Origin of the sequence: Streptomyces sp. NPDC088706, assembly GCF_044752765.1 — a bacterium.
In the GTDB taxonomy this organism is placed as follows: Bacteria; Actinomycetota; Actinomycetes; order Streptomycetales; family Streptomycetaceae; genus Streptomyces.
Genome location: NZ_JBIVLW010000009.1, coordinates 111,018 through 134,503 on the forward strand (window position 1 = coordinate 111,018; position 23,486 = coordinate 134,503).

General features: G+C 72.4%; 24 protein-coding genes and 3 pseudogenes. 15 read left to right on the forward strand and 12 right to left on the reverse strand.

Going from position 1 to position 23,486, the window contains the following annotated elements; translation table 11 throughout:
- The first annotated feature begins 59 nt into the window (after nucleotides 1–59).
- Nucleotides 60–542: a DUF456 domain-containing protein gene (locus ACIQAK_RS21355; RefSeq protein ID WP_366390016.1), complete on the forward strand. Its 483-nt coding sequence runs from the start codon at nucleotides 60–62 to the stop codon at nucleotides 540–542.
- Here ACIQAK_RS21355 and ACIQAK_RS21360 read toward each other — a convergent pair.
- Nucleotides 467–1,924, reverse strand: coding sequence for an AlkA N-terminal domain-containing protein (locus tag ACIQAK_RS21360; protein ID WP_366390131.1), 1,458 nt, complete (start codon nucleotides 1,922–1,924; stop codon nucleotides 467–469). The two genes, ACIQAK_RS21355 and ACIQAK_RS21360, sit on opposite strands and share 76 nt — an antisense overlap.
- A 74-nt stretch (nucleotides 1,925–1,998) precedes the next feature.
- A complete protein-coding gene (gene rsgA, locus ACIQAK_RS21365) occupies nucleotides 1,999–3,153 on the reverse strand; it encodes a ribosome small subunit-dependent GTPase A (RefSeq protein ID WP_366390015.1) in 1,155 nt (384 codons plus the stop codon).
- Between the two features lie 385 nt (nucleotides 3,154–3,538).
- Between rsgA and ACIQAK_RS21370 the strand changes: the two genes are divergently transcribed.
- On the forward strand, nucleotides 3,539–4,039 hold the full coding sequence (locus tag ACIQAK_RS21370) for a DUF5949 family protein (protein WP_366390014.1): 501 nt from the start codon (nucleotides 3,539–3,541) through the stop codon (nucleotides 4,037–4,039).
- A 161-nt stretch (nucleotides 4,040–4,200) separates the two neighbouring features.
- Here ACIQAK_RS21370 and ACIQAK_RS21375 read toward each other — a convergent pair whose 3' ends face one another.
- The 6 genes from ACIQAK_RS21375 to ACIQAK_RS21400 form a co-directional block, all read right to left on the reverse strand.
- On the reverse strand, nucleotides 4,201–4,608 hold the full coding sequence (locus ACIQAK_RS21375) for a rodlin (RefSeq protein ID WP_356749510.1): 408 nt from the start codon (nucleotides 4,606–4,608) through the stop codon (nucleotides 4,201–4,203).
- A 134-nt stretch (nucleotides 4,609–4,742) separates the two neighbouring features.
- Nucleotides 4,743–4,949: a hypothetical protein gene (locus ACIQAK_RS21380; RefSeq protein WP_366390013.1), complete on the reverse strand. Its 207-nt coding sequence runs from the start codon at nucleotides 4,947–4,949 to the stop codon at nucleotides 4,743–4,745.
- A 248-nt stretch (nucleotides 4,950–5,197) separates the two neighbouring features.
- Nucleotides 5,198–5,608, reverse strand: a complete 411-nt coding sequence (locus tag ACIQAK_RS21385) for a rodlin (protein WP_366390012.1) — start codon at nucleotides 5,606–5,608, stop codon at nucleotides 5,198–5,200.
- Nucleotides 5,609–5,676: 68 nt separating this feature from the next.
- A complete protein-coding gene (locus ACIQAK_RS21390) occupies nucleotides 5,677–5,967 on the reverse strand; it encodes a hypothetical protein (protein WP_366390130.1) in 291 nt (96 codons plus the stop codon).
- Between the two features lie 244 nt (nucleotides 5,968–6,211).
- Nucleotides 6,212–6,445 carry a chaplin gene (locus ACIQAK_RS21395; protein WP_401848664.1) on the reverse strand — a complete coding sequence of 78 codons (234 nt, stop codon included), beginning with the start codon at nucleotides 6,443–6,445 and terminating at the stop codon, nucleotides 6,212–6,214.
- A 298-nt stretch (nucleotides 6,446–6,743) separates the two neighbouring features.
- Nucleotides 6,744–7,145, reverse strand: coding sequence for a rodlin (locus tag ACIQAK_RS21400; protein ID WP_366390011.1), 402 nt, complete (start codon nucleotides 7,143–7,145; stop codon nucleotides 6,744–6,746).
- Between the two features lie 534 nt (nucleotides 7,146–7,679).
- Between ACIQAK_RS21400 and ACIQAK_RS21405 the strand changes: the two genes are divergently transcribed.
- Complete coding sequence (locus ACIQAK_RS21405; protein ID WP_366390010.1) at nucleotides 7,680–8,366, forward strand: chaplin; 687 nt, start codon at nucleotides 7,680–7,682, stop codon at nucleotides 8,364–8,366.
- A 126-nt stretch (nucleotides 8,367–8,492) separates the two neighbouring features.
- On the opposite strand, the gene ACIQAK_RS21410 is transcribed toward ACIQAK_RS21405, so the two are convergent.
- Complete coding sequence (locus ACIQAK_RS21410; protein WP_366390009.1) at nucleotides 8,493–9,713, reverse strand: acetyl-CoA C-acetyltransferase; 1,221 nt, start codon at nucleotides 9,711–9,713, stop codon at nucleotides 8,493–8,495.
- Nucleotides 9,714–9,841: 128 nt separating this feature from the next.
- Nucleotides 9,842–10,747: a LysR family transcriptional regulator gene (locus ACIQAK_RS21415; RefSeq protein ID WP_366390008.1), complete on the reverse strand. Its 906-nt coding sequence runs from the start codon at nucleotides 10,745–10,747 to the stop codon at nucleotides 9,842–9,844.
- Between the two features lie 111 nt (nucleotides 10,748–10,858).
- On the opposite strand from ACIQAK_RS21415, the pseudogene ACIQAK_RS21420 reads away from it, so the two are divergent.
- From ACIQAK_RS21420 to ACIQAK_RS21430, 3 genes and pseudogenes are all read left to right on the forward strand, one after another.
- Nucleotides 10,859–11,287 (forward strand): annotated as a pseudogene (locus ACIQAK_RS21420) (CoA-transferase); the annotation flags it as partial.
- A gap of 43 nt (nucleotides 11,288–11,330) precedes the next feature.
- Complete coding sequence (locus ACIQAK_RS21425) at nucleotides 11,331–12,878, forward strand: 3-hydroxyacyl-CoA dehydrogenase (RefSeq protein ID WP_366390007.1); 1,548 nt, start codon at nucleotides 11,331–11,333, stop codon at nucleotides 12,876–12,878.
- Between the two features lie 67 nt (nucleotides 12,879–12,945).
- The gene (locus ACIQAK_RS21430; RefSeq protein ID WP_366390006.1) at nucleotides 12,946–13,356 is read left to right on the forward strand and encodes a VOC family protein; all 411 of its coding nucleotides are present in this window, start codon (nucleotides 12,946–12,948) and stop codon (nucleotides 13,354–13,356) included.
- Here ACIQAK_RS21430 and ACIQAK_RS21435 read toward each other — a convergent pair.
- Nucleotides 13,278–13,767 (reverse strand): annotated as a pseudogene (locus ACIQAK_RS21435) (DUF6597 domain-containing transcriptional factor). The gene ACIQAK_RS21430 and the pseudogene ACIQAK_RS21435 overlap by 79 nt on opposite strands.
- A gap of 20 nt (nucleotides 13,768–13,787) precedes the next feature.
- Entirely contained in the window at nucleotides 13,788–15,014 is a 1,227-nt protein-coding gene (locus tag ACIQAK_RS21440; protein WP_366390005.1) for a YihY/virulence factor BrkB family protein, read from the reverse strand.
- A gap of 17 nt (nucleotides 15,015–15,031) precedes the next feature.
- Here ACIQAK_RS21440 and ACIQAK_RS21445 point away from each other — a divergent pair, with 17 nt between their 5' ends.
- The 9 genes and pseudogenes from ACIQAK_RS21445 (at nucleotide 15,032) to cysD (ending at nucleotide 23,485) form a co-directional block, all read left to right on the forward strand.
- Nucleotides 15,032–16,669 (forward strand): acyl-CoA dehydrogenase family protein, encoded by a 1,638-nt coding sequence (locus ACIQAK_RS21445; RefSeq protein ID WP_366390004.1) that lies wholly within the window; start codon nucleotides 15,032–15,034, stop codon nucleotides 16,667–16,669.
- Nucleotides 16,670–16,930: 261 nt separating this feature from the next.
- Nucleotides 16,931–18,223, forward strand: coding sequence for a GAF domain-containing protein (locus ACIQAK_RS21450; protein WP_366390003.1), 1,293 nt, complete (start codon nucleotides 16,931–16,933; stop codon nucleotides 18,221–18,223).
- 180 nt (nucleotides 18,224–18,403) lie between these two features.
- Complete coding sequence (locus tag ACIQAK_RS21455) at nucleotides 18,404–19,036, forward strand: GNAT family N-acetyltransferase (protein WP_366390002.1); 633 nt, start codon at nucleotides 18,404–18,406, stop codon at nucleotides 19,034–19,036.
- 173 nt (nucleotides 19,037–19,209) lie between these two features.
- Nucleotides 19,210–19,281, forward strand: a pseudogene (locus tag ACIQAK_RS21460) (putative leader peptide); the annotation flags it as partial.
- A 116-nt stretch (nucleotides 19,282–19,397) separates the two neighbouring features.
- The gene (locus tag ACIQAK_RS21465; protein WP_366390001.1) at nucleotides 19,398–21,095 is read left to right on the forward strand and encodes a nitrite/sulfite reductase; all 1,698 of its coding nucleotides are present in this window, start codon (nucleotides 19,398–19,400) and stop codon (nucleotides 21,093–21,095) included.
- Nucleotides 21,092–21,271 (forward strand): hypothetical protein, encoded by a 180-nt coding sequence (locus ACIQAK_RS21470; RefSeq protein WP_019767266.1) that lies wholly within the window; start codon nucleotides 21,092–21,094, stop codon nucleotides 21,269–21,271. The genes ACIQAK_RS21465 and ACIQAK_RS21470 overlap by 4 nt, the downstream gene beginning before the upstream one ends.
- A complete protein-coding gene (locus tag ACIQAK_RS21475) occupies nucleotides 21,268–21,984 on the forward strand; it encodes a phosphoadenylyl-sulfate reductase (RefSeq protein WP_366390000.1) in 717 nt (238 codons plus the stop codon). Before ACIQAK_RS21470 ends, ACIQAK_RS21475 begins: the two co-directional genes overlap by 4 nt.
- 23 nt (nucleotides 21,985–22,007) lie before the next feature.
- Complete coding sequence (gene cysC / locus ACIQAK_RS21480) at nucleotides 22,008–22,553, forward strand: adenylyl-sulfate kinase (protein WP_381098031.1); 546 nt, start codon at nucleotides 22,008–22,010, stop codon at nucleotides 22,551–22,553.
- The gene (gene cysD, locus ACIQAK_RS21485; protein WP_366389998.1) at nucleotides 22,550–23,485 is read left to right on the forward strand and encodes a sulfate adenylyltransferase subunit CysD; all 936 of its coding nucleotides are present in this window, start codon (nucleotides 22,550–22,552) and stop codon (nucleotides 23,483–23,485) included. Before cysC ends, cysD begins: the two co-directional genes overlap by 4 nt.
- Nucleotide 23,486 lies beyond the last annotated feature (1 nt).

The following is a 23,486-nucleotide window of genomic DNA, read 5'->3' on the forward strand; positions in this document are numbered from 1 at the left end:
CGCAGGTCGCCGGGGTGCGCTGACGGGCGGAGCGGTGCACTCTCCGGCAGGCTGGTCGGATGAGTGTGTGGCAGCTCGTCGCCGTGGGCCTGGTCATGCTGCTGGGCCTGGTCGGGGTGCTGGTGCCGGGTGTGCCGGGTCAGGCGATCGTCTGGGCGGCGGTGTTGTGGTGGGCGCTGACGGACATGACCCCGACGGCCGGGGGTGTCCTGATCGGCGCAACGGCCCTGATGCTGGTCAACCAGGCCCTGAAGCCGCTGCTACCGCCGCGCCGCCCGGGTGAGTCGGGCGCGCCCCGCCGGACGGTGATGATCGGCGGGGTCGCGGGGATCGTGGGGTTCTTCGTGGTGCCCGTGGTGGGCGGCATCGCCGGGTTCGTGGGGGCGATCTACGGCGTGGAGCGGCTGCGCCTGGGCAGTCGCGGGGCGGGCTGGACGTCGGTGCGTTCGGTGATGCGGGCGACGGGTTACGCGGTGCTGGTGGAGCTGTTCGCCTGCCTGCTGGTGGCGGGTGCCTGGCTGGGCGCACTGATCTGGGGCTGACCGCACCCGGTGCGGGGAGCCGGTCCGCGCGCGGCGCACTGCAGGTGCCGTACGGCGTAGGAGCGCCACGGTCGCCACCGTTCGGCGCCCGGCGTTGCGAACGGATCCACGTCCGGGTCCCCGAGCGACCGCATCCGGATCAGCGCGGCGGTCGGCCCGTCCATCCCGGGCAGCGCCGCCAGCGTCCGTTCCGCCTCCTCCCGGTCGGCTCCCGCGTCCAGCCGCGGCTCCCCGTCGGCGAGCGCGGTGGCCAGGGCCCGCAGGGCGGGTTCCGGGACGGCGCCGGCGAGGACGCCAGGCTCGGGGAAGACATGGGTGAGCGCGCCGCACGGCACGTCCAGCACCTTCCCGTACCGCTCGACCAGCTCCTGCGCCCGCCCCCGCCCCACCAGCGCCCGCACGGCCTCCTCCTCCGGGTCGGCCGCTCCCGGCGACCGCAGTCCTGGGCGGGCGGCGACCAGCGGGGCGAGCCGGGGGTCGGTGGCCAGGGCCTCGTCGACGGCGTACGGATCGGCGTCGAGGTCGAACAAGCGCCGCAGCCGCTGTACGGCGGTGGTCAGGTCGCGCAGGTCGGTGAGGTGGATCCGAGCCTCCAGCCACGGGCCGGGCGAGACCTCGTCGACGGCGGCGATCCCGGTCCCGTACGGCAGCCGCAGGGTACGCCGGTAGGTGCGGCGCCCCGGTGGCCCGACCAGCTCCTCGACCCGGGCCACGGCCCGCTCCCCCAGCAGGTCGAACAGGGCGCCGGTGGCGTACGGGCCCCGATGGGCGAGCCGCAGCTCAATTCCGGCCCGCAGCCCCTCGCCCCGGCCCCCGCCGAGCCCGGTCCCGGCCTCCGCGCGCAGGGCGCTGGGGGTGCGGGCGTAGATCCGGCGGATGGTGTCGTTGAACTGGCGCACGCTGGCGAACCCGGCCGCGAAGGCGATCTCGGTGACCGGCAGGCGGGTGGTCTGCAGGAGCACCCGGGCGGTGTGGGAGCGCTGGGCGCGGGCGAGCGCGACGGGTCCCGCGCCGAGTTCGGCGTTGAGCTGGCGCTGGACCTGACGGGCGCTGTAGCCGAGCCGCCCGGCGAGTCCGGGGACGCCTTCGCGGTCCACCACGCCGTCGCCGATCAGGCGCATGGCCCGGCCGACGACGTCGGCGCGCACGTTCCACTCGGCCGAGCCGGGCACGGCGTCGGGGCGGCAGCGCCGGCAGGCCCGGAAGCCGCCCGCCTGGGCGGCGGCCGCCGTCGGGTAGAAGCGCACGTTGGCGCGTCGGGGGGTGACGGCGGGGCAGCTCGGCCGGCAGTAGATGCCGGTGGTCACGACGGCGAAGAAGAACGCGCCGTCGAACCGCGCGTCGCGGCTGCTCACCGCCTCGTACCTGCTCCGTTCGTCCATCACACCGTCCAGTGTGCGGCAGCCCCCGCTGCCGCACTCGCGGTTCTCGGACGTCGCCCTCGTGCCCCCGACGGTTACCGCACCCGGCCGCGCTTGGCCTGTATGGCCGCGCGCCCGGCGGCGCCCTTGCGCTTCCAGTCCTTCAGGATCTCCGAGCGCACCCGGGCGTCGGTCTTGGCGACGATCCGCTGATTCTCCCGCAGCAGCTTGCGGTAGCTCTCCAGCCGCCGGTCGGGCAGGGAGCCGTCCTCCAGCGCGCCGAGGACCGCGCACCCGGGCTCGCTCCGGTGGGCGCAGTCGTGGAACCGGCACCGGGCGGCCAGCTCCTCGATCTCGGCGAAGAGCTCACCGACCCCGGTCCCGGCGTCGAAGAGGCCCACCCCGCGCAGCCCGGGGGTGTCGATGAGGACGCCCCCCTGCGGCAGGACGAGGAGGTTGCGGGTCGTGGTGGTGTGCCGGCCCTTGCCGTCGACGTCCCGGGCGGCCCGCACCTCCATCTCGTTCCGGCCGAGCAGGGTGTTGGCGAGGGTGGACTTGCCGGCGCCGGAGATGCCGAGCAGGACGCTCGTACCGCCGGAGACGACGGCCCCGAAGACGTCGAGCCCCTCCCCCGTGGTGGAGCTGACGGGCAGCACCTGGACGCCGGGGGCGGTGGCCTCGACGTCCTGGACGAGGTGGGACAGGGTGGCGGCGTCGGGCACCAGGTCCGCCTTGGTGAGCAGCACGACCGGCTCGGGGCGGTGCTCCCCGGGGCCGTTGCCGTCGCCCAGCAGGGCCGCGCCGCCGGAACTCGACAGGGCGAGCGCGAGGAAGCGCTCGATCCGCCCGAGGTCCAGCTCCACGGCGAGCGAGACACAGATGGCGATGTGGTCGATGTTGGTGGCGAGGACCTGGCCGTCGGACCGCTTCGAGGAGGTCGAACGGACGAAGGCGGTACGGCGCGGCAGCAGCGTACGGACGAACCGCGGGTCGCCGTCCGCGTCGAGCGCCACCCAGTCGCCCGTGCAGACGATCCGCATCGGGTCGCGCGGCACCACGAACGCGGTGTCGGCCCGGACCGGGCCGTCGGAGGTGATCACGTCGCACTGACCGCGGTCCACCCGCACCACACGCCCCGGCACGAGGCCCTGCTCGGCGTGGGGGGAGAAGGCCGTGGCCCAGTCGTCGTCCCAGCCGTACGGAGCCAGCGGGTGCGAGGAGGACGGAACCGGAAGAAACGGGAGAGACAAGGGAAACCCTTCACAGGGTGGCCCCGGCACCGCGCGCTCGGCGCGGGAGATATGTGACGAAAGGTCAGCCGGCGGCCACAGGGGGGAGAACGATGATCTTCTGGTTGCGGGCAGTGCCCGTCGCAACGACAGTCATCAATGTCCTCACCTCCTGATTCCTCGGGTCTTCCGCGTACGTACGTCTCTCCGTACGCGCTGCGGCGTACGGAACGTCGCTCACCTTAGCCCCGGGGCTCCCCACGGCGTCAACGGGTTTTCGGCGCACCCCCTGACGAGGCGTCCGACGGGTCGACGTCACCACCTTCGTTGGGTTTGCTCCACGATCTACCTCGATCGGGTGATACGCATGCATACCGACCGGTCCGGGGCCGTTAGGGTGCCGGTCATGACCACACCTCAGACCTCCAGCGGTACGTTCGCACCGGCCCAGTTGGGCACCCAGATCCTGATCGGCTGGAGCAGCCGGCAGCCCGACGCCGACCAGGACACCGCCTACCTCCTCGCCTACTCGCTGGGCGACGGACGGGACGGCCCGGAGGTCGGCCGGCACGCGCTGCGCACCGCGCTGGAGCGGGCGGGCCTCCAGGTCGGCGGCCCGATCCAGGACGCGGCCGAGGCACCGGGTATCCAGGCCAAGCTCCTCGTCCAGGCTGGTCAGGCCATCCTGACGATGCCTCACCTCAAGGCGCAGTACCCGGCCCCCGATGAGTGGCTCGCGGCAGCCCTGGCGCAGGGCCAGGTGTACGGGATGTTCGCCACCACCCCGTGGCCGGAGGCCGTTCCGGGGCAGCCGGTCAGCGAGGACCAGCTGCGGGCCTTCGCGGCGAACGAGGAGGTCGTCCGCAGCGCCGCCCACTGCCTGCTCCCGGTCCGCTCACTCGGCTGACCCCTCCCCCACCGGTCTTCCCGGACACGAAGATGCCCACCACCCCCCATGGAGTGGTGGGCATCCCCGTGTCACGGTGGCGCGGTGGCCGGACAACGAGGGCGGGCGGCCCGGGGAGTGACCCCGGACCGCCCGCGCTCGATACATCAGGCTGTGGTGCGTCAGTTGTTGCCGACGCCGTTGCCCGACAGGACCGGGATGTCGTCCAGGATGTGCGACAGCGGCTCGTCGCCCTTGGCCTGGGTGGAGTTGTCGGTGCACTGCTGGTTCTGCGGGTTGGACAGGACGTTGATGTCCTGGACCGTGATCGGCACCAGGCCGACGAGCGAACCGACGTTGACCTTGGCCGGCAGGCCGACGCAGAGCTTGTTCAGGGTGCCCTGGACGAGCTGGTTCTGCGGGCTCCAGTCGCCCTCGGTCTCGGCGTTGCCGATCTCCGACTCGGCACCGTTGCCGTTGACGGTGGTGGTGCCACCGTCGTTGCCGATCGCCATGGCCGTGGGAGCCGCGACTGCGGACAGGCCGAGCAGGGACACGGCCACTGCGGCGCCGGCCATCATCTTCTTCATCAACTTCACCTTTCGGAGCGTCCCGTTGTGGAACGTACTGATCAACTGCCGGCGGACCCGATCGGTTGCGCGGTACCACTCAAATGGGTTCGTTCCGGCGCAAGGTCGACGCCGCTCGCCGGTTCTCCGGGGCCTCAGCCGCCAGGAACCTCGGCGGGGGTGCGTGCCGCCGGCACGAAACCGCCGGTGCGGCGGGGGGCGGGTTCCTGGTGCGGTTCGGCGAGGGGGTGGTCGTGTCCGGCCGCCTGCCACTCGGCGACGAGCCGGTCGTAGATCGGTGTGCCGCCCGGCGCGGGCCGCCACTGACTGCTCTGCGGGGTCTGACTGTCGTACGGATCCATGCGGAGGCCCTACCCGGCCGGGCACGGTTCTCCAGCCGGGGCTACGGCATCCGGCCCAACCAGGCGCTCCTCGCGCACCGGGAGCGCCGCGCACGGCGTCGCGCACCGGGAGCGCCGCGCACGGCGTCGCGCACCGGGAGCGCCGTGCACGGCGAAGGGCCAGTCCGTCCGGTCCGGCGAAGGAGGGTCGCCGGACGGATGGACTGGCCCCACGCGGGTCACGCGGTGCGGACCGGAGCTACCCGGTCTCAGTTGTTGCCGGCGCCGTTGCCGGAGAGGATCGGGATGTCGTTCAGCAGGTGCGACAGAGCCTCGTCACCCTTGGCCTGGGTGGAGTTCTCGGTGCACTGCTGGTTCTGCGGGGAGGACAGGACGTTGATGTCCTGGACCGTGATCGGCACAAGGCCGACGAGCGAACCGAGGTTGGCCTTGGCCGGCAGGGCGATGCAGGGCTTGTTCAGCGAACCCTGGATCAGCGCGAACTGCGGGCTCCAGTCACCGTGGGTCTCGGAGTTGCCGTAGGCCTGCGAGGCACCGTTGCCGTTGACCGTCGTGGTGCCGCCGTCGTTGGCGATGGCCATGGCGGACGGGGCTGCCGCGGCGGAGACACCGACGACGGAGACAGCGACGGCCGCCGAGGCCATGATCTTCTTGAGCATGAGAGAGCCCTTCTGGGGAGTGATGCGGATCGGTACGGGAACCAGCGGGAACGGTCGTGCCGCGGCGGTCAGCCGCCGAGGGGAACTCCCCCGAGCAGCGGGGCGGCACCCTCGGCCGCACCGGTCGCCTGGCCCGCCAGCTTGCCGACCGTGCCGTCCTTCGAGACCGTCTCGGCGGTCTCGGCGACCGTGCCCACGAGGGGGTTCACGACCTGCGGGGCGTTGGCCATCACCTGGTTGAGGCCGCTGTCGAGGCTGAAGCTGGGGACCGTGGGGACAGTAACGGCGAAGGCGGGAGCCGCCGTTCCGAGGGCAGCCACGGAACCGACGACGAGTGCGGCGGTCTTCGCGTACTTCACTTTTCTGGTTCCCTTCTGCGCGGCGTCTGCTTCGGTCACGTTTCCGTGCCGCACACAAGCTTTCTTTACCTGTGACTTCTGCCGCTTTCCTCAGGGATAACGATCAGGCCGCGTACGGGAAACTGCGCCCGCGCGACTTTCTCCCGCCGGGAACGGGAAACCGGCGGGCAAGACAAAGGCCCCGGGCGACCGTTGCCGTCCGGGGCCGACCGGTTCCGGGCGCTGGGCCCGGCCGGTCAGATACTCACTTGTTGATGCAGGTGTTGCCGAAAGCCGGGTTCAGCAGACCGATCACGTTGATGGTGTTGCCGCAGATGTTGACCGGGATGTGCACCGGCACCTGCACGATGTTGCCGGACAGGACGCCCGGGGAGTGCGCGGCGATGGCCTCGGCACCCGAGTCGGCCATGGCCGGCGCGGCGGCGCCCATCGCCATGAGCGTTCCGGCGGCGACCGCGGCAACCTTGGTGTACTTCACTTTTCGTCCCTTTCCTCGGCGGAGTCCGGTGCGGCCACGACTGTCGTGCCCGCCCGAGCCAGGTCCTGATGGCTCATGACTCCGGCGCTGTCCTACGTAACGATGAACGCCCGGGATCGAAACTGCTCGACGGGGGGATTCCCGGATTGTCCGCCCGAATGCCGCAATGCCCGTCGGGCCGGCGCGCGGCAAGGAATGCGGACGGGGAAACGATGCCGCATTCCGGGGAAAGTGGACGGGCCCGAGCCGCTCGGTGGAGGAACGCCGATGGCCCGGACCCGAGTAGGGAGGCTGCTGATCAGCCGTTGCCGACACCGTTGCCGGAGAGGATCGGGATGTCCTCCAGGATGTGCGACAGAGCCTCGTCACCCTTGGCCTGGGTGGAGTTCTCGGTGCACTGCTGGTTCTGCGGGGAGGACAGGACGTTGATGTCCTGGACCGTGATCGGCACCAGGCCGACGAGCGAACCGAGGTTGGCCTTGGCCGGCAGAGCGATGCAGGGCTTGTTCAGCGAACCCTGGATCAGCGCGAACTGCGGGCTCCAGTCACCGTGGGTCTCGGAGTTGCCGTACGACTGCGAAGCGCCGTTGCCGTTGACCGAGGTCGTGCCTCCGTCGTTGCTGATCGCCATGGCCTGCGTCGAGCCGAGCCCGAGGATGGAGGCGGCGACAGCGCCCGTAGCCAGAACCTTCTTGATCACGATTAACCCTTCTCGTACCGGTCGCCCCGTAGCGGGGCGCCCTGATCAACTCGGCACCGGGTGTTTGGTTCCGCGCGTTCACCCGAATGCCGGGCATGCCGCTGTTCGCACGGTCATCTGTTCGTGAAGGAATTGCGAACGCGCCGTTCGGCGGGATCGTCCGAACGGGTCGACATGAGTGGACCGCCGTCCCGCCGCACTCCCGCTTCGGCGGCGTCCGCTCGAAGGGTCAACAGCGTTCGCGCGGACGAAAGTTGGGGCCGAATCGTTTCCCTTCAACGGCGGCCGGGTCAGCGTGCGGCTCACCCGATTCACCCCTTCGGGTGATGACACAATTTCCACGCTTCTCCGAGTTTCCCGCGCGGCCACCGGTCGTTATGGCAGTCGTCCAGCGCGTATGTCTCACGACTTTCACCACGGCTCGCCCGCGGGATGGACACGGGGGTCCCGGCACAGCGGCGGCACCACCCGATGGCCCCGCGCGCGAAGCACCCACGCGAATGTCCCCGCGAATGTCCTAAGGAAGGGCAAGTAATGCGACAGGCCTTGAACAAGAGCATGATCGTCATGGCGGCCGCGTCAGGCCTCCTGGCCGCGGCCGGCGGCTCCGCGCACGCCGATGCGTCGGCCGAGGGCGCGGCCGTCGGTTCGCCGGGGGTCGGCTCGGGCAATGCCGTACAGGTGCCGGTGCACGTTCCGGTCAACCTGTGTGGCAACACCGTCAATGTGATCGCCCTGTTGAACCCGGTGTTCGGCAACACGTGCGCGAACGTGAGCGACCCGGACCACGAGTACCCGCCCACCGAGCCGCCGACCGAGGAGCCTCCGGTCGACGAGCCCCCGGTCGACGAACCCCCCACGGAGGAGCCGCCCTCCGAGGAGCCGCCCGTCGACGAGCCGCCGACCGAGGAGCCCCCGGTGGACGAGCCGCCCACCCAGGAGCCCCCGGTCGACGAGCCCCCCACCGAGGAGCCCCCGGTCGACGAGCCGCCGACCCAGGAGCCGCCCGTCGACGAGCCGCCGGTCGACGAGCCCCCGGCCGAGCAGCCGCCGACCGACACCCCCGGGTCGAACACTCCGGGTACGCACACCTCCGGTTCCGGGACCCCGGGTCTCGCCGACACCGGTGCGGCCGGTCTCGGCATGGCGGCCGGCGCGAGCGCCGCGCTGCTGCTCGGCGGGACGGTGCTGATGCGCCGCACCCGCGACGCGCGGGACTGACCACCGCCCGCCGCAGGAACGAGGTCCGGCCGGACAGCGGGGACTGTCCGGCCGGGCCTTTCGCGCGTCCGGAGACCGGAACGCCCCGGGGATGGTCAGAGGCCCCTGGGCCGTGGCGGGGTGCCGTCAGCGGGTGACGCGTTCGAAGACCGCGGCGAGCGCCTGTCCGCCGCCGATGCACATCGTCTCCAGGCCGTAGCGGCCCTCGCGGTGGTGGAGCTCGCGGGTGAGGGTGGCGAGGATGCGGGCGCCGGTGGCACCGACGGGGTGGCCGAGCGAGATGCCCGACCCGTTGACGTTGATCCGCTGCTCGTGGTCGCTCTCGCCGAGGCCCAGCTCCCGGGTGCAGGCCAGGACCTGGGCGGCGAACGCCTCGTTCAGCTCGATCAGGTCGAGGTCGGCGAGGGTGAGTCCGGCGCGGTCCAGTGCCGTGCGGGTGGCGGCGACGGGGGCGATGCCCATGGTCGCGGCCGGGACGCCCGCGCGGGCGCAGGAGACGAGGCGGACGAGCGGGGTGAGGCCCAGGCGTTCGGCGGTCTCGGCGCTGGTGACCAGGCAGGCGGCGGCCGCGTCGTTCTGGCCGCTGGCGTTGCCCGCCGTGACGGTGGCCTCCGGGTCGGACTTCGCCATCACCGGGCGGAGGGCGGCGAGTTGCTCGGCGGTGGTGTCGGGGCGGGGGTGCTCGTCGGCCGTGACGGTGCTCTCCCCCTTGCGGGTGCGTACGGTGACGGGGACGGTCTCCGCCGCGTACCGGCCCTCGGCGGTGGCGGTGGCCGCCCGCTGCTGCGAGCGCAGGGCCAGGGCGTCCTGGTCCGCGCGGCTGATCCCGTACTCCCGGCGCAGGTTCTCCGCGGTCTCGATCATGCCGCCGGGGACCGGGTGGTGGACGCCGCCCGCGGTGACCCGGCCCCGGGCGAGGGAGTCGTGGAGCTGGAGGCCGGGTCCCTTGATGCCCCAGCGTCCGTCGTGGGTGTAGTAGGGCGCGACGCTCATGACGTCGACGCCGCCGGCGATCACGACCTCGCTGAACCCGGTCTGGATCTGCATCGCCGCGTCCAGGACCGCCTGGAGTCCCGAGCCGCAGCGGCGGTCGATCTGGCTGCCGGTGACCGTGCTGGGGAGTCCGGCGTCCAGGGCCGCGACCCGGCCGATGGCGGGCGCGTCGCACGACGGGTAGGCGTGGCCGAGGATCACCTCGTCCACCCGGTCCGGGTCGATGCCCGTGCGGGCCACGACCTCGGCGATGACGCGCGCGGCGAGCGAGGCCGGTGTCTGCTGCGCGAACGCTCCGCCGAAGCGTCCGATGGGGGTGCGCAGCGGTTCGCAGATGACGACTTCGAGCGGCACGGCGGGGCCTTTCCTGAGGCGGTGACGGGGCGGGCGGGAGCGGGTGGCCTTTCCTCCGGGTGACCTTCGCATCGCGCTACTGAGTCGGTCCAATATCGAATGCGCACCGGGTTGAGAGGCTCCACGTCTCAATCGGGGGTGAGCGGGGGTGTCGGCAGCGCTTCCTCCGCCACGGCGAGCACCGCGCGCAGGGCGGCGGAGGGGTTGTCGGCGCGCCAGGCCAGGGCCGCCCGGAGGCGGATCGGAGGTCCGGCGACGGGGCGGTAGACCAGGCCGTTCTGCTGGATGTGCTGGACGGAGGTGACCGTGAGGGTGACGCCGACCCCGGCGGCGACGAGGGCGAGGATCGTGTACGAGTCGGGGGCCTCCTGGACGACGCGCGGGGTGAATCCGGCGCTCTCGCAGGCCTCGGTCATGGCGTCGCGGACGGTGGAGCCGGAGTTGGCGGGGAAGGAGACGAACGGTTCGTCGGCGAGTACGTCGAGCGGTACGGTCCCGCGCCGGGCGAGCGGGTGGTCGAAGGGCAGCGCGCACACCAGCTCCTCCTCGTCGATCACCCGGTGGGCGACGCCGGGCCGGGTCACCGGGAGCCGGACGAAGCCGAGGTCCAGCGAGCCGTCCGCGACCCGGGACAGGGCGGTGTTGGCGTACGTCTGGCCGGTCATGACGAGTTCGAGCCCGGGGTGCGCGGCGCGCACGGCCCGGGTGAGGCGGGGCAGCGTCTCGTGGCTGGAGGCCCCGGCGAAGCCGATGGTGACCCGCCCGTACTCACCGATCCCCGCCGATCTGGCGGCCCGGACGGCGGTGTCCAGGTCGTCGAGGACGGTCCGTACGGGTTCGAGGAACGACTCCCCCGCGCTGGTGAGCCGGACCGAGCGGGTGTTGCGCCGCAAGAGCTCGACGCCGAGCTCCTTCTCCAGCTGGCGGATCTGCTGGCTCAGCGGCGGCTGGGCCATCTGGAGCCGCTTGGCGGCCCGGCCGAAGTGCAGTTCCTCGGCCACGGCGAGGAACGCGTTGAGGTGGCGTAGTTCCATATTCATACTCCTGGCGTCCTGATCCGACCCTAATTCGGTATTGGACAGCCATCAATGGGTGCTGACACCGTGGGGCCGGCGCATGCGGAGGTGAGGAGCACGGTGGAGCGGACGGCGGTGATCGGGGGGTGGGAGCGCCCGGCGGTCCGGCTGCCGGGCTCGGGGGGTGCGGTCGAGGTGATGGCCAACGCCCGTGAGGTCTTCGTCGTGACGCGCCGCCACACCCCGCGCTCCTTCGCCGGCACGCTCGACTTCCGCACCACGCCCGGCCCGGACCGGGCGCTCGCGGACGGCATCCGCCCGCTCGGCGTCGGCGTCACCCGGGTCATCACCGAGCTGGGCATCCTCGCCCGGGACGGCGTCGGCGACGAGCTGCGGCTGGTCGCCGTGCACCCCGGGGTGAGCGTGGAGCAGGTCAGGGCCGCGACCGGCTGGGAGCTGAAGGTGGCCGACACGGTCACGACGGTGGAGCCTCCCACGGACGCGGAACTGCGGCTGCTGCGCGACGATGTCGATCCCCACCGTTTCTACCTCCGCTGACACCCCCATCATGACCATCTCCGCCGGAAGGGCCTCAACTGCCATGCGTATCAGGATCGTCGGAGCCGGGGCCATGGGCCGCGGCATCGCCCAGTGGGCGGCGAGCGCGGGACACACCGTGGAGCTGGGTGACGTACGCGCCGAAGCGGTGGCGGACGCCGTGGAGTTCATCGGCTCGATGCTGGACCGGGCGGTGGCCAAGGGCCGGATGTCCGCCGCCGACCGGGACGCGTCCGTGGCGCGGCTGGTGCCGCTCGGCGACCCGTGGGCGGCCGGGCCGGACGTGGAGCTGGTCATCGAGGCCGTACGGGAGGACCTGGAGACCAAGGCCGAGGTGTTCCGGCAGCTGGAGCGGGCGCTGCCCTCCTCGGCCGTCTTCGCGACCAACACCTCGTCCCTGTCGGTGACCCGGATCGCGGCGACCCTCCAGGACCCCTCGCGCCTGGCCGGGCTGCACTTCTTCAACCCGGTGCCGCTGATGCGGATCGTGGAGGTGGTGCCGGGCGCGGCGACCCGGCCGGAGATCCCGGGCGCGCTCACCGAGCTGGTGGAGGGGTGCGGGCACCGCGCGGTGACCGTGGCCGACACCCCCGGCTTCCTGGTCAACCACGCTGGGCGCGGGCTGGTGACGGAGGCGCTCGCGCTGCTGGAGGAGTCGGTGGCCGGGCCCGCCGACATCGACCGGATCGCGCGGGACGTGCTGGGGCTGCGGATGGGCCCCTTCGAGCTGATGGACCTGACGGGTCTGGACGTCACGGCCGCGGTGATCGACTCGATCTGGCAGGGCTTCCGGTACGAGGACCGGCTGCGCCCCTCCTACCTCACCCCGAACCGGGTGGTGGCCGGGCTGCACGGCCGTAAGACGGGGCGGGGCTGGTACGCCTACGGTGAGAGCGCCGCGGGACCCGCGCCGGAGCCGGCGGTCTCCGGGAACGGCGACCGGCCGGTGTTCCTGGCGGCGAGCGGGTCCGTGGAGACCACGTCGTACGTCGAAGCCCTCACCGGTGCTCTGGAGGCGGCGGGGGTCCGGGTCGAGCGGGGCGAGGGGCCGTCCGGCGGGGCGCTGGTGCTGGTGCCGGTCTGGGGGACGACGGTGTCCGGTGCGATCCGGGCGGGCGGGCTGCCGGCGGAGCGGACGCTGGGCGTGGAGGTGCTGCCCGCGGCCGGGCGGCGGCGGGTCCTGGCGGTGACGGCCGCGACCGATCCGGCGGCGGCCCGGGACGCCCGGGCGGTGCTGGCCCGGGCGGCGGCGGACGAGCCGCACACCGTGACGGTGGTGCGGGACACGGCGGGGTCGGTCGCGCAACGGCTGCTGTCGTCGATCGTCGCGGTCGGCGCCTCGATCGCGGAGCGCTCGCTCGCCACCCCCGACGACATCGACCTGGCGGTGACGACCGGCCTGGGCTACCCGGCCGGGCCGCTGGCCTGGGGCGAGCGGATCGGGGCCGCCAGGCTGCTGGAGCTCCAGCGGGCGCTGCACGCGGTGACCGGCGACCCGCGCCACCGCCCGACGCGATGGGTGACCGAACGGGCGGATCTGGGGCTCGCGCTGACCGGGGCGGGGACTTCGGTGGACGACTGCCGGGGGTGACTTCGGTGGACACCCCGTGTCCGATTGGTACAAGACCCCGGGGGCGGCGAGCGCCTACCGTCGTTCCATGACTCCACGATTCGACGCGATCAGCATCATCACGGCCGACCTGGCGGCCTCGCTCGCCTTCTACCGCAGGCTCGGCCTCGACATCCCGGCCGGGGCGGAGTCCGCCCCGCACGTGGAGGTGGACCTGCCCGGGGGGCAGCGGCTGCTGTGGGACACCGAGGACGTCATCCTCTCGTTCGACCCGAGCTGGGAGCGTCCGGCGGGCGGGGAGCGGCTCGGGCTGGGGTTCGTCTGCGACAGCCCGGCGGAGGTGGATGCCCGGTACGCGGAGCTCATCGGTGCCGGGTACGCCGGGCACCTGAAGCCCTGGGACGCGGTGTGGGGGCAGCGCTACGCGGTGGTGCTGGACCCGGACGGCTGCGGGGTGTCGCTGTTCGCCGACGCCTCCGTGCCGTCCGCCGAGAAGTAGGCCCCCCAGGGTCGTGCCGGCCAGGTCGCGCGTCTCACGGGCGAGATGGGCCTGGTCGGTGCAGCCCGCCGCGCAGGCCGCTTCGGCGTACGGCCGCCGAGGGCCAGAGGTCGGCGAGCTCGGCCCGGTGGTCGCGCAGTTCGTCCGCCGGTACGCCGAGGAGTACGGGCGCGGTGCCGGGGCGAAGCGGATCGCGGCGCACGAGGCCCGGTTCTGCGGTTCCACCTCGAAGGCGCGGGTGTCCGGGCCCGCGACGACCAGGCGGCCACCGGTCCCGATCAGGTCCGTGCAGCCGTCCGGCAGCACGGAGCGGGCCCTCCCGGGCGGGTGGTCGGGGGCCTCCCAGGTCCGGACGACGGCACCGGGCAGCCGGGAGGGCCGTTCCCGGTACCGCTGCTGTTCCTGGGGCATGTCGCCACGCCGACGCGGGGTCAGGAGAACGGTGGCCCGGAGTCGTCCCGGGGCTGTCCGGACTCCTTGCCCGACCTGCTGTTCTCCCTGCCGGCCTGCTCCTTGGGCTCCTTCGCCTCCCTCGGCTCCTTCTCCCAGGTCGACTGGAGCCGCGCCTTGACGTCGTCGGGGGGCAGGAAGCGGGACCAGCGCTCCGGGAACTCCGAGGGCATGTAGGCGGGGTCGTCGTCCTCGTCGTCGTCCATGCCGTCCCAGGACGGGCGGGTCCGGGCGACGAACTCGGCGGCCTGCGCGGCCCGGACCCGTTCGGTGGCTTCGCGGGCCGCGGCGGTGGCGACGGAGGGCCACACGTGGTCGATGGCCGCGTTGACCGCGGCGCCGACCAGGACGGCGAAGGCGGAGATACCGATCCAGAGGAGGACGGCGATGGGCGCGGCCAAGGAGCCGTAGATCGTGGGGCCTTCGACCGTGTTGGTGAGGTAGATCCGCAGCAGGAAGCTGCCGAGCACCCACATCGCGAGCGCCACGAGCGCTCCGGGCACGTCCTCGATCCAGGGCGATCGCACGGGGACGGACACGTGGTAGAGGGTCGTGAGGAACGCGATGGTCAGCAGTATGACCAGCGGCCAGTACAGGACGGCGATGACCTCGGTGCCCCAGGGCACGAACTCGACCACCCGGTCGGGGCCCACGACGAGCAGCGGCAGCACCACCGCGCCCAGCAGCAGGGCGACGACGTACAGCAGGAAGGCGAGCAGCCGGGTCTTGACGATGCCGCGGTGGCCGTCGAGGCCGTACATGACGGTGATGGTGTCGATGAAGACGTTCACCGCGCGGGAGCCGGACCACAGCGCGATGGCGAAGCCGATGGAGATGACGTCGGGGCGGGCGCCGGTGGTGACGTCGTCCAGCAGCGGTCTGGCGAAGTCATTGACCCCGCGCTCGGAGAGCACGGTCTGCGAGGCCGAGAGGATGTTGCGCTCGATGGAGGCGACCGTGGTGGTGGTCGTCCACTCGTCGACGTAACCGAGCAGGCCGATCAGGCCGAGCAGCAGCGGCGGCAGGGAGAGCAGGGTGAAGAAGGCCGCTTCGGCAGCCAGCCCGAGGATCCGGTACTCGATGCACGAGTTGACGGTGTCCTTGAGCAACTGCCATGCCATCCGCCGCTTGGAGACGTTGCGGTAGAGGGCTCGGGCCCGGTGGAGCCGGCCCGGTGGCCGCTCGGGTGTTTCATTTGCTGCCTGCACCTCCTTACCGTATCGGCATGGCAGCCACCACCCACACAGTGACCAATCAGGTTCCGCCGCTGGTCGGCTATGACGTCTTCACCGCCGACCGGGCCCTGTCCGAGGCCGTCGAGCGGCACATCGAGCCGGGCGTTCTGCCCGGGGCGCGGGAGGAGCTCGTAACGCTCGGGCGGTCCGCGGGTTCGGCGCAGGCCCAGGAGTGGGGTGCGCAGGCGAACGAGCACCCGCCCGTGCTGCGCACCCACGACCGGTACGGGAACCGGATCGACGAGGTGGAGTTCCACCCGTCCTGGCACCGGCTCCTGGGCCACGCCGTCGCCGCCGGACTGACCGACGCCTGGGGCCGCCCGGCCGGGCATGTCCGGCGTGCGGCCGGATTCCTGGTCTGGACGCAGGCCGAGGCGGGGCACGGCTGCCCGCTGTCGATGACGCACGCCGCGGTGCCCGCGCTGCGGACCGACCCGGCGCTGGCCGCCGAGTGGGAGCCGCGGCTGACCTCGTACGTGTACGAGGAGGGGCTGCGGCCCGCGTCCGAGAAGGCCGGGGTGCTCTTCGGGATGGGCATGACGGAGAAGCAGGGCGGCACCGACGTGCGGTCCAACACGACCCGGGCGGAGCCGCTCTCCGGTGAGGGCGAGTACCTGCTCACCGGGCACAAGTGGTTCTGTTCGGCGCCGATGTCGGACGGGTTCCTGGTGCTGGCACAGGCGCCGGGCGGGCTGACCTGCTTCCTGGTGCCTCGGGTCCTGCCGGACGGTTCGCGCAACGTCTTTGCGATCCAGCGGCTGAAGGACAAGCTCGGCAACAAGTCCAACGCCTCCAGCGAGGTCGAGTTCGACGGGACCTGGGCCCGCCGGGTCGGCGAGGAGGGGCGCGGGGTGCGCACCATCATCGAGATGGTGGCGGCGACGCGGCTGGACTGCGTGGTGGGTTCGGCGGCGCTGATGCGGCAGGCGGTGGCCCAGGCGATCCACCACAGCACCTACCGCAGTGCGTTCGGCGGGCTGCTGATCGACAAGCCGCTGATGCGCAACGTCCTGGCCGACCTGGCGCTGGAGTCGGAGGCGGCGACGGTGCTGGCGATGCGGCTGGCGTCGGCGTACGACACGGACACCGAGGAGGAGCGGGCGTTCCTGCGGCTCGCGGTGCCCGCCGCGAAGTACTGGGTGACCAAGCGCTGCACCCCGGTCGTCGGCGAGGCGCTGGAGTGCCTGGGCGGCAACGGGTACGTGGAGGAGTCCGGGATGCCCCGGCTGCTGCGCGAGGCGCCGCTCAACTCGATCTGGGAGGGCTCGGGCAACGTACAGGCGCTCGATGTGCTGCGCGCGCTCCAGCGGGAGCCGCAGGCGCTGGACGCGTTCCTGCGGGAGGTCGGGAAGGCGCGCGGGGCCGATCACCGGCTGGACGCGGCCATCAAGGACCTGCTGACCGAGCTGGCGGACCTGGAGGGCATCGAGGCGCGGGCCCGGCGGCTGGTGGAACGCATGGCGCTGGTGCTCCAGGGGTCGCTGCTGGTGCGCTGGGCGCCGCCGGAGGTCTCCGACGCGTTCTGCGCCTCGCGGCTCGGCGGGGACTGGGGCACGGCGTTCGGGACCCTGCCGCACACGCTGGATCTGGCCTCGGTGGTGGCGCGGGCCCGGCCCGTCGCGGAGTGAGCGGGGCCGCGGAGTAAGCCGGGGGAAGCGACGGAGGGTGGTGCTGCGCCGACACGGCACCACCCTCCATGCTGGAACCGTGCCGATCGCCGGGCACGGGCCCGGCGTACGGCACGCTGCCACTCTCGTACGGTCCGGTGGGGCATCGCCAGAGTTGCAGGGGGTTGCAACCGATGTGGGGACTGCGCGATGGGGACGTCCCGGCAGCGGCAGGATGGGGTCGGAGAGCGCGAAGTGTTTCGGGGGGAACGGGGACGGACCATGAGTCGGACAGGTTCTGCCGGGGTGGTGCGGGTGATCGGCCAGGAAGCGGACCGCGCGACCCGGCTGCTCCACCTGGCCAGGGAGGCCCGGCTGGCGGGCGAGCGGTCCTCCGTCGCCCCGCGGGCGGAGATCGACGCCTCCTGGCAGCGGGTGGTGCGCAGCGGCATCGACCCGGAGCAGTCGCCGGAGAGCGAGCTGCTGCGGGCGGAGGAGATCGAGCACCGGCGGCACAGCACGGCGCTGGGCGAGGTGATGCCGCTGCTGCGGGCGGGGCTCGCCTCGATAGCCGACGCGGCGCAGCAGATCATGGTGGTCACGGATGTGGAGGGCCGGGTGCTGTGGCGCCAGGGCGACTCCGGGGTGCTGCACCGGGCCCATGACATCTGCCTGGAGGAGGGGGCCGCCTGGGCGGAGGCGGCGACGGGGACGAACGCGATCGGTACGGCGCTGGCCGCCCGCGCGCCCATCCAGGTCCACTCGGCCGAACACTTCATCCGGGCGCTGCACAACTGGACCTGTGCGGCGGCCCCGGTCCGTGACCCCCGGGACGGGCGGCTGGTGGGGATCGTCGACATCAGCGGTCCGGCCGCCATGTTCCATCCGGCGACGCTGGCCCTGGTGGACTCGGTGGCGCGGCTCGCCGAGGCCGACATCCGCACCCGTCACCTGGTGGCGATCGAACGGCTGCGCGCGGTGGCGGCGCCCATCCTGTGCCGGCTGGGCGGCCGGGCGATGGCGGTGGACACCCACGGCTGGCTGGCGGCGGTGACCGGGATGCCGCCGGTGGACCGGCTGCCGCTGCCGAAGTCGCTGCGGGCGGGCCGGGTGTGGCTGCCCTCGCTCGGGATGTGCCGGGTGGAGCCGCTGCCGGGTGGCTGGCTGGTGCAGGTGTCGGACGGTACGGCGGAGGGGGCGCCGCGCCGGGCGGTGCTCGACCTGAGCCGGCCGCGGGCGCTCGCCGTGCATCTGGTGGGTCCGCTGGGCACCTCGACGCAGCGGCTCTCGCCGCGCCACGCGGAGCTGCTGTACGCGCTGGCGGTGCACCGTGAGGGGCGTACCGCCTCCGAGCTGGCGCAGGACATCTTCGGGGACGCGACCCGGACGGTGACGGTACGGGCCGAGGTCTCCCGGCTCCGGCGCCACCTGGCGGAGGTGCTGGCGCACCGCCCGTACCGCTTCGGGGACGGGGTGGAGGTGGAGGTGGTCCACCCGGAGCACCCCGCCGACCTGCTGCCGCACTCGAAGGCGCCGGTGGTGACGGGGGCGCGGCGGGGGGCCGCACCGGCCTGACCGGGGCGGAGGGGCGGGCCGGCGGGCGGGCCGGGGCGAGGGCCGGTGGGCGGGCCGGTGGACGGTCCAGGGCGAGGGCCGGTGGGCGGGCCGGTGGGCGGGCCAGGGCGAGAGCCGGAGGGCGGGCCGGTGGCGGGCCCGCTGTGCGCCGGCCGGTGGCGGCATGGTTTTCTGGCCGCCATGAGCAACCCCACCCAGCCCACCGCGTCCCGTACCGAGGCGACCGCCGAATCGATCAGCGAGGCGACCACCGAGGTGACCATCTGGTCGCTCGAACAGACCTCGCCCGCCGATCTGCGGCCCGCCGCCGTACCCGAGGGTGACGTGCGGATCGTGCGGTCCGAGGTGCCGCTGCCGGAGTTCAGCCGCTTCCTCTACACGGCGGTGGGCGGCGACATCCGGTGGACCGACCGGCTGGGGATGACCTACGCCCGGTGGCAGGAGGCGCTGGAGCGGCCCGGGGCGGAGACCTGGGTGGCGTACGCGAACGGGACGCCGGCCGGGTACGTGGAGCTGGACCCGCAGGACGACGGCGTGGTCGAGATCATGTACTTCGGGCTCATCCCGGCCTTCCGGGGCCGGCGGATCGGCGGCCACCTCCTCTCGTACGGGGTGGCGCGCGCCTGGGACCTGGCGGAGCGGTGGCCCGAGCGGCCGCGGACGGAGCGGGTGTGGCTGCACACGTGCTCGAAGGACGGCCCGTACGCCATGGACAACTACCTGCGCCGCGGCTTCCGGCTCTTCGACACGAAGACCGCGGTGGAGGCGGAGGTGGCGGCCCCGGGGCCGTGGCCGGGAGCGTACGGCGGCTGATCCTCCCCTCCGCCCCACCCTGGGGCGATTCACCCCGCTTGCCCCGCTTGCCGCCGTTGCGGCACGTGACCGAGACCACAGTGTCTCGATCCGCGAGACGATGTCGTCCACATCGTGGATAGTGGTGGACTGCCCCGAGATCCGCGTGACACGCTTCCGTCATGTCTGGAACTGGAATTGCCCTGGTGAGTCGGCGCCACGTCGACCTCTGCCGCATGTCCAGCGCCATCTGTCCGGCGGGCTGAGAGTCCCAGCACCCGCCGCACCCTCTTACCTCTGCCTGAACCCAGCGCACCGCCGCGCCTCAGCGCGAGTGCGCCGTTCAGAGCCGCCCTCCCGCAGTCCCGAAGGACGTACTGTCATGGCCGCAACCCCGGAACAGCCTGCGACCACCACGCCCCGCCGCAAGGCCGGACGCCACCGTGGCGAGGGTCAGTGGGCCGTGGGCCACCACACCCCCCTCAACGGGAACGAGCAGTTCAAGAAGGACGACGACGGTCTCAACGTACGGACACGTATTGAGACGATCTACTCCAAGCGCGGCTTCGACTCCATCGACCCGAACGACCTGCGCGGCCGTATGCGCTGGTGGGGGTTGTACACCCAGCGCAAGCCCGGCATCGACGGCGGGAAGACCGCGGTGCTGGAGCCGGAGGAGCTGGACGACAAGTTCTTCATGCTGCGCGTCCGGATCGACGGCGGCCGGCTGACCACGCGGCAGCTGCGGGTGATCGGGGAGATCTCCCAGGAGTTCGCGCGCGGCACCGCCGACCTCACCGACCGGCAGAACGTGCAGTACCACTGGATCCGCATCGAGGACGTGCCGGAGATCTGGCGGCGCCTGGAGGAGGTGGGCCTGTCCACCACCGAGGCCTGCGGTGACACACCGCGCGTGATCCTCGGCTCCCCCGTCGCGGGCATCGCCGAGAACGAGATCATCGACGGCACCCCCGCGATCGACGAGATCCAGCGCCGGTTCATCGGCAACCCCGACTTCTCCAACCTGCCCCGCAAGTTCAAGTCCGCGGTCTCCGGCTCCCCGCAGCTGGACGTGGCGCACGAGATCAACGACATCGCGTTCGTCGGCGTGAACCACCCGGAGCACGGTCCCGGCTTCGACCTCTGGGTCGGCGGCGGCCTCTCCACCAACCCCAAGCTCGGGGTCCGCCTCGGCGCCTGGGTGCCGCTGGACGAGGTCGCCGACGTGTACGGCGGCGTCATCGGGATCTTCCGCGACTACGGCTACCGGCGGCTGCGCACCCGAGCCCGCCTGAAGTTCCTGGTCGCGGACTGGGGCGCGGAGAAGTTCCGGCAGGTCCTGGAGGACGACTACCTCCAGCGCAAGCTGGTCGACGGCCCCGCCCCCGAGCAGCCCGTCCAGACCTGGCGCGACCACCTCGGGGTGCACCGGCAGAAGGACGGCCGCTTCTACGTCGGCTTCGCCGCGCGGGTGGGCCGGGTCGACGGGACCACGCTCACCAAGATCGCCGACCTGGCGGACCAGCACGGCTCCGGCCGGGTGCGGACCACCGCCGAGCAGAAGATGATCGTGCTGGACGTGGCCGAGGAGCAGGTCGAGTCCCTGGTCGCCGGTCTGGAGGCGCTCGACCTGCGGGTCACGCCCTCCCCGTTCCGGCGCGGCACGATGGCCTGCACCGGCATCGAGTTCTGCAAGCTGGCGATCGTCGAGACGAAGGCGCGCGGCGCCTCGCTCATCGACGAACTGGAGCGCCGCATCCCGGAGTTCGACCACCCGATCACCATCAACGTCAACGGCTGCCCGAACGCCTGCGCCCGTATCCAGGTCGCGGACATCGGTCTCAAGGGCCAGTTGATGCTGGACGACGACGGCAACCAGGTCGAGGGCTACCAGGTCCACCTCGGTGGCGCGCTCGGGCTGGAGGCCGGGTTCGGCCGCAAGGTCCGTGGTCTGAAGGTCACCTCGGCCGAACTGCCGGACTACGTCGAGCGGGTGCTCGGCCGCTTCCAGGAGGAGCGCGAGGACGGCGAGCGCTTCGCGACCTGGGCGGCGCGCGCCGGTGCGGAGTCGCTGTCATGAGCGAGCGAGCCGCCCCGTTCCACTGCCCGTACTGCGGCGACGAGGACCTGCGCCCCAATGAGACCGGTCACGGCGCCTGGGAATGTGCCTCCTGCAACCGTGCGTTCCAGCTGAAGTTCCTGGGGCTGCTGACCCGGGGCGTCCAGCGCAACGACGGTGAAGGGGACCGGATATGACGGACACTCTGCTGAGCGGCGAGCTGACGGACAGCGAGTTCCAGGAGCTGGCCGAGCGGGCGGGCCGGGAGCTGGAGGACGCCTCCGCCACCGAGATCCTGAAGTGGGCGACCGACACCTTCGGGCCGCGCTTCTGCGTCACCTCCTCCATGGAGGACGCCGTGGTCGCACACCTGGCCTCGCGGGTGATGCCGGGCGTGGACGTGGTCTTCCTGGACACCGGCTACCACTTCCCCGAGACCATCGGGACCCGGGACGCGGTGGACGCGGTGATGGACGTCAACGTCATCACGATCACCCCCCGGCAGAGCGTGGCCGAGCAGGACGCGGAGCACGGCCCCCGGCTGCACGACCGCGACCCCGACCTGTGCTGCGCGCTGCGCAAGGTCAAGCCGTTGGAGGACGGGCTGACCGGGTACGCCGCGTGGGCGACGGGGCTGCGCCGCGACGAGTCCCCGACCCGGGCGAACACCCCGGTCGTGGGCTGGGACGCCAAGCGCCGCAAGGTGAAGGTCTCCCCCATCGCCCGCTGGACCCAGGACGAGGTGGACGCCTACGTCGCCGAGCACGGGGTGCTCACCAACCCGCTGCTGATGGACGGTTACGCCTCCGTCGGCTGCGCGCCCTGCACCCGCCGGGTGCTGGAGGGCGAGGACGCGCGGGCCGGCCGCTGGGCCGGACGGGGCAAGACCGAATGCGGGTTGCACGGCTGATGACGACTGATCAGGAGAGTTCGATGAGCGTGACGGAGACGGGAGCCACCATCTGGCTCACCGGTCTGCCGAGCGCGGGCAAGACCACCATCGCGTACGAGCTGGCGGGCCGGCTGCGGACCGAGGGCCACAAGGTGGAGGTGCTCGACGGCGACGAGGTCCGGGAGTTCCTCTCCGCGGGGCTCGGCTTCTCCCGCGAGGACCGGCACACCAACGTGGCCCGGATCGGCTTCGTCGCCGAGCTGCTCGCCGCCAACGGCGTGAAGGTGCTGGTCCCCGTCATCGCCCCGTTCGCCGACAGCCGCGAGGCGGTCCGCAAGCGGCACGCCGCCGAGTCCACCACCTACCTGGAGGTGCACGTGGCGACGCCCGTCGAGGTGTGCTCCGTACGTGATGTGAAGGGGTTGTACGCCAAGCAGGCGGCGGGCGAGATCAGCGGTCTCACCGGGGTCGACGACCCCTATGAGGCACCCGAATCGCCCGACCTGCGGATCGAGTCGCACCAGCAGACCGTGCAGGAGTCCGCGGCGGCGCTGCACGCGCTGCTCACCGAGAGGGGCCTGGCGTGAGCACCGTCACCACCGTGCCGGAGGGCACCGTCCATCCGTACGCGCTCAGCCACCTGGACTCCCTGGAGTCGGAGGCGGTGCACATCTTCCGTGAGGTGGCGGGGGAGTTCGAGCGGCCGGTGATCCTGTTCTCCGGCGGCAAGGACTCCATCGTGATGCTGCACCTGGCGCTCAAGGCGTTCGCGCCCGCGCCGGTGCCGTTCACGCTGCTGCACGTGGACACCGGGCACAACTTCCCCGAGGTCCTGGAGTACCGCGACCGTACGGTGAAGAAGCACGGGCTGCGCCTCCATGTCGCCTCCGTGCAGGAGTACATCGACGCCGGGAAGCTCCGCGAGCGCCCCGACGGCACCCGCAACCCGCTCCAGACCGTCCCGCTGACCGAGGCGATCCAGCGGCACCGCTTCGACGCGGTGTTCGGCGGCGGGCGGCGCGACGAGGAGAAGGCGCGCGCCAAGGAGCGGGTGTTCTCGCTGCGCGACGAGTTCTCGCAGTGGGACCCGCGCCGCCAGCGCCCCGAGCTGTGGCAGCTGTACAACGGCCGGCACGCCCCCGGTGAGCACGTCCGGGTCTTCCCGATCTCCAACTGGACCGAGCTGGACGTCTGGCAGTACATCGAGCGGGAGTCCATCGAGCTTCCGGAGATCTACTTCGCCCATGAGCGCGAGGTCTTCTCCCGCAGCGGCATGTGGCTGACGGCCGGCGGCTGGGGCGGTCCGAAGGAGCACGAGGCGGTCGAGACCCGGCTGGTGCGCTACCGCACGGTCGGCGACATGTCCTGCACCGGTGCCGTCGACTCCGACGCCACCACCCTGGAGGCCGTGATCACCGAGATCGCCGCCTCCCGGCTCACCGAGCGGGGCGCGACCCGCGCCGACGACAAGATGTCCGAGGCCGCGATGGAAGACCGCAAGCGCGAGGGGTACTTCTAAG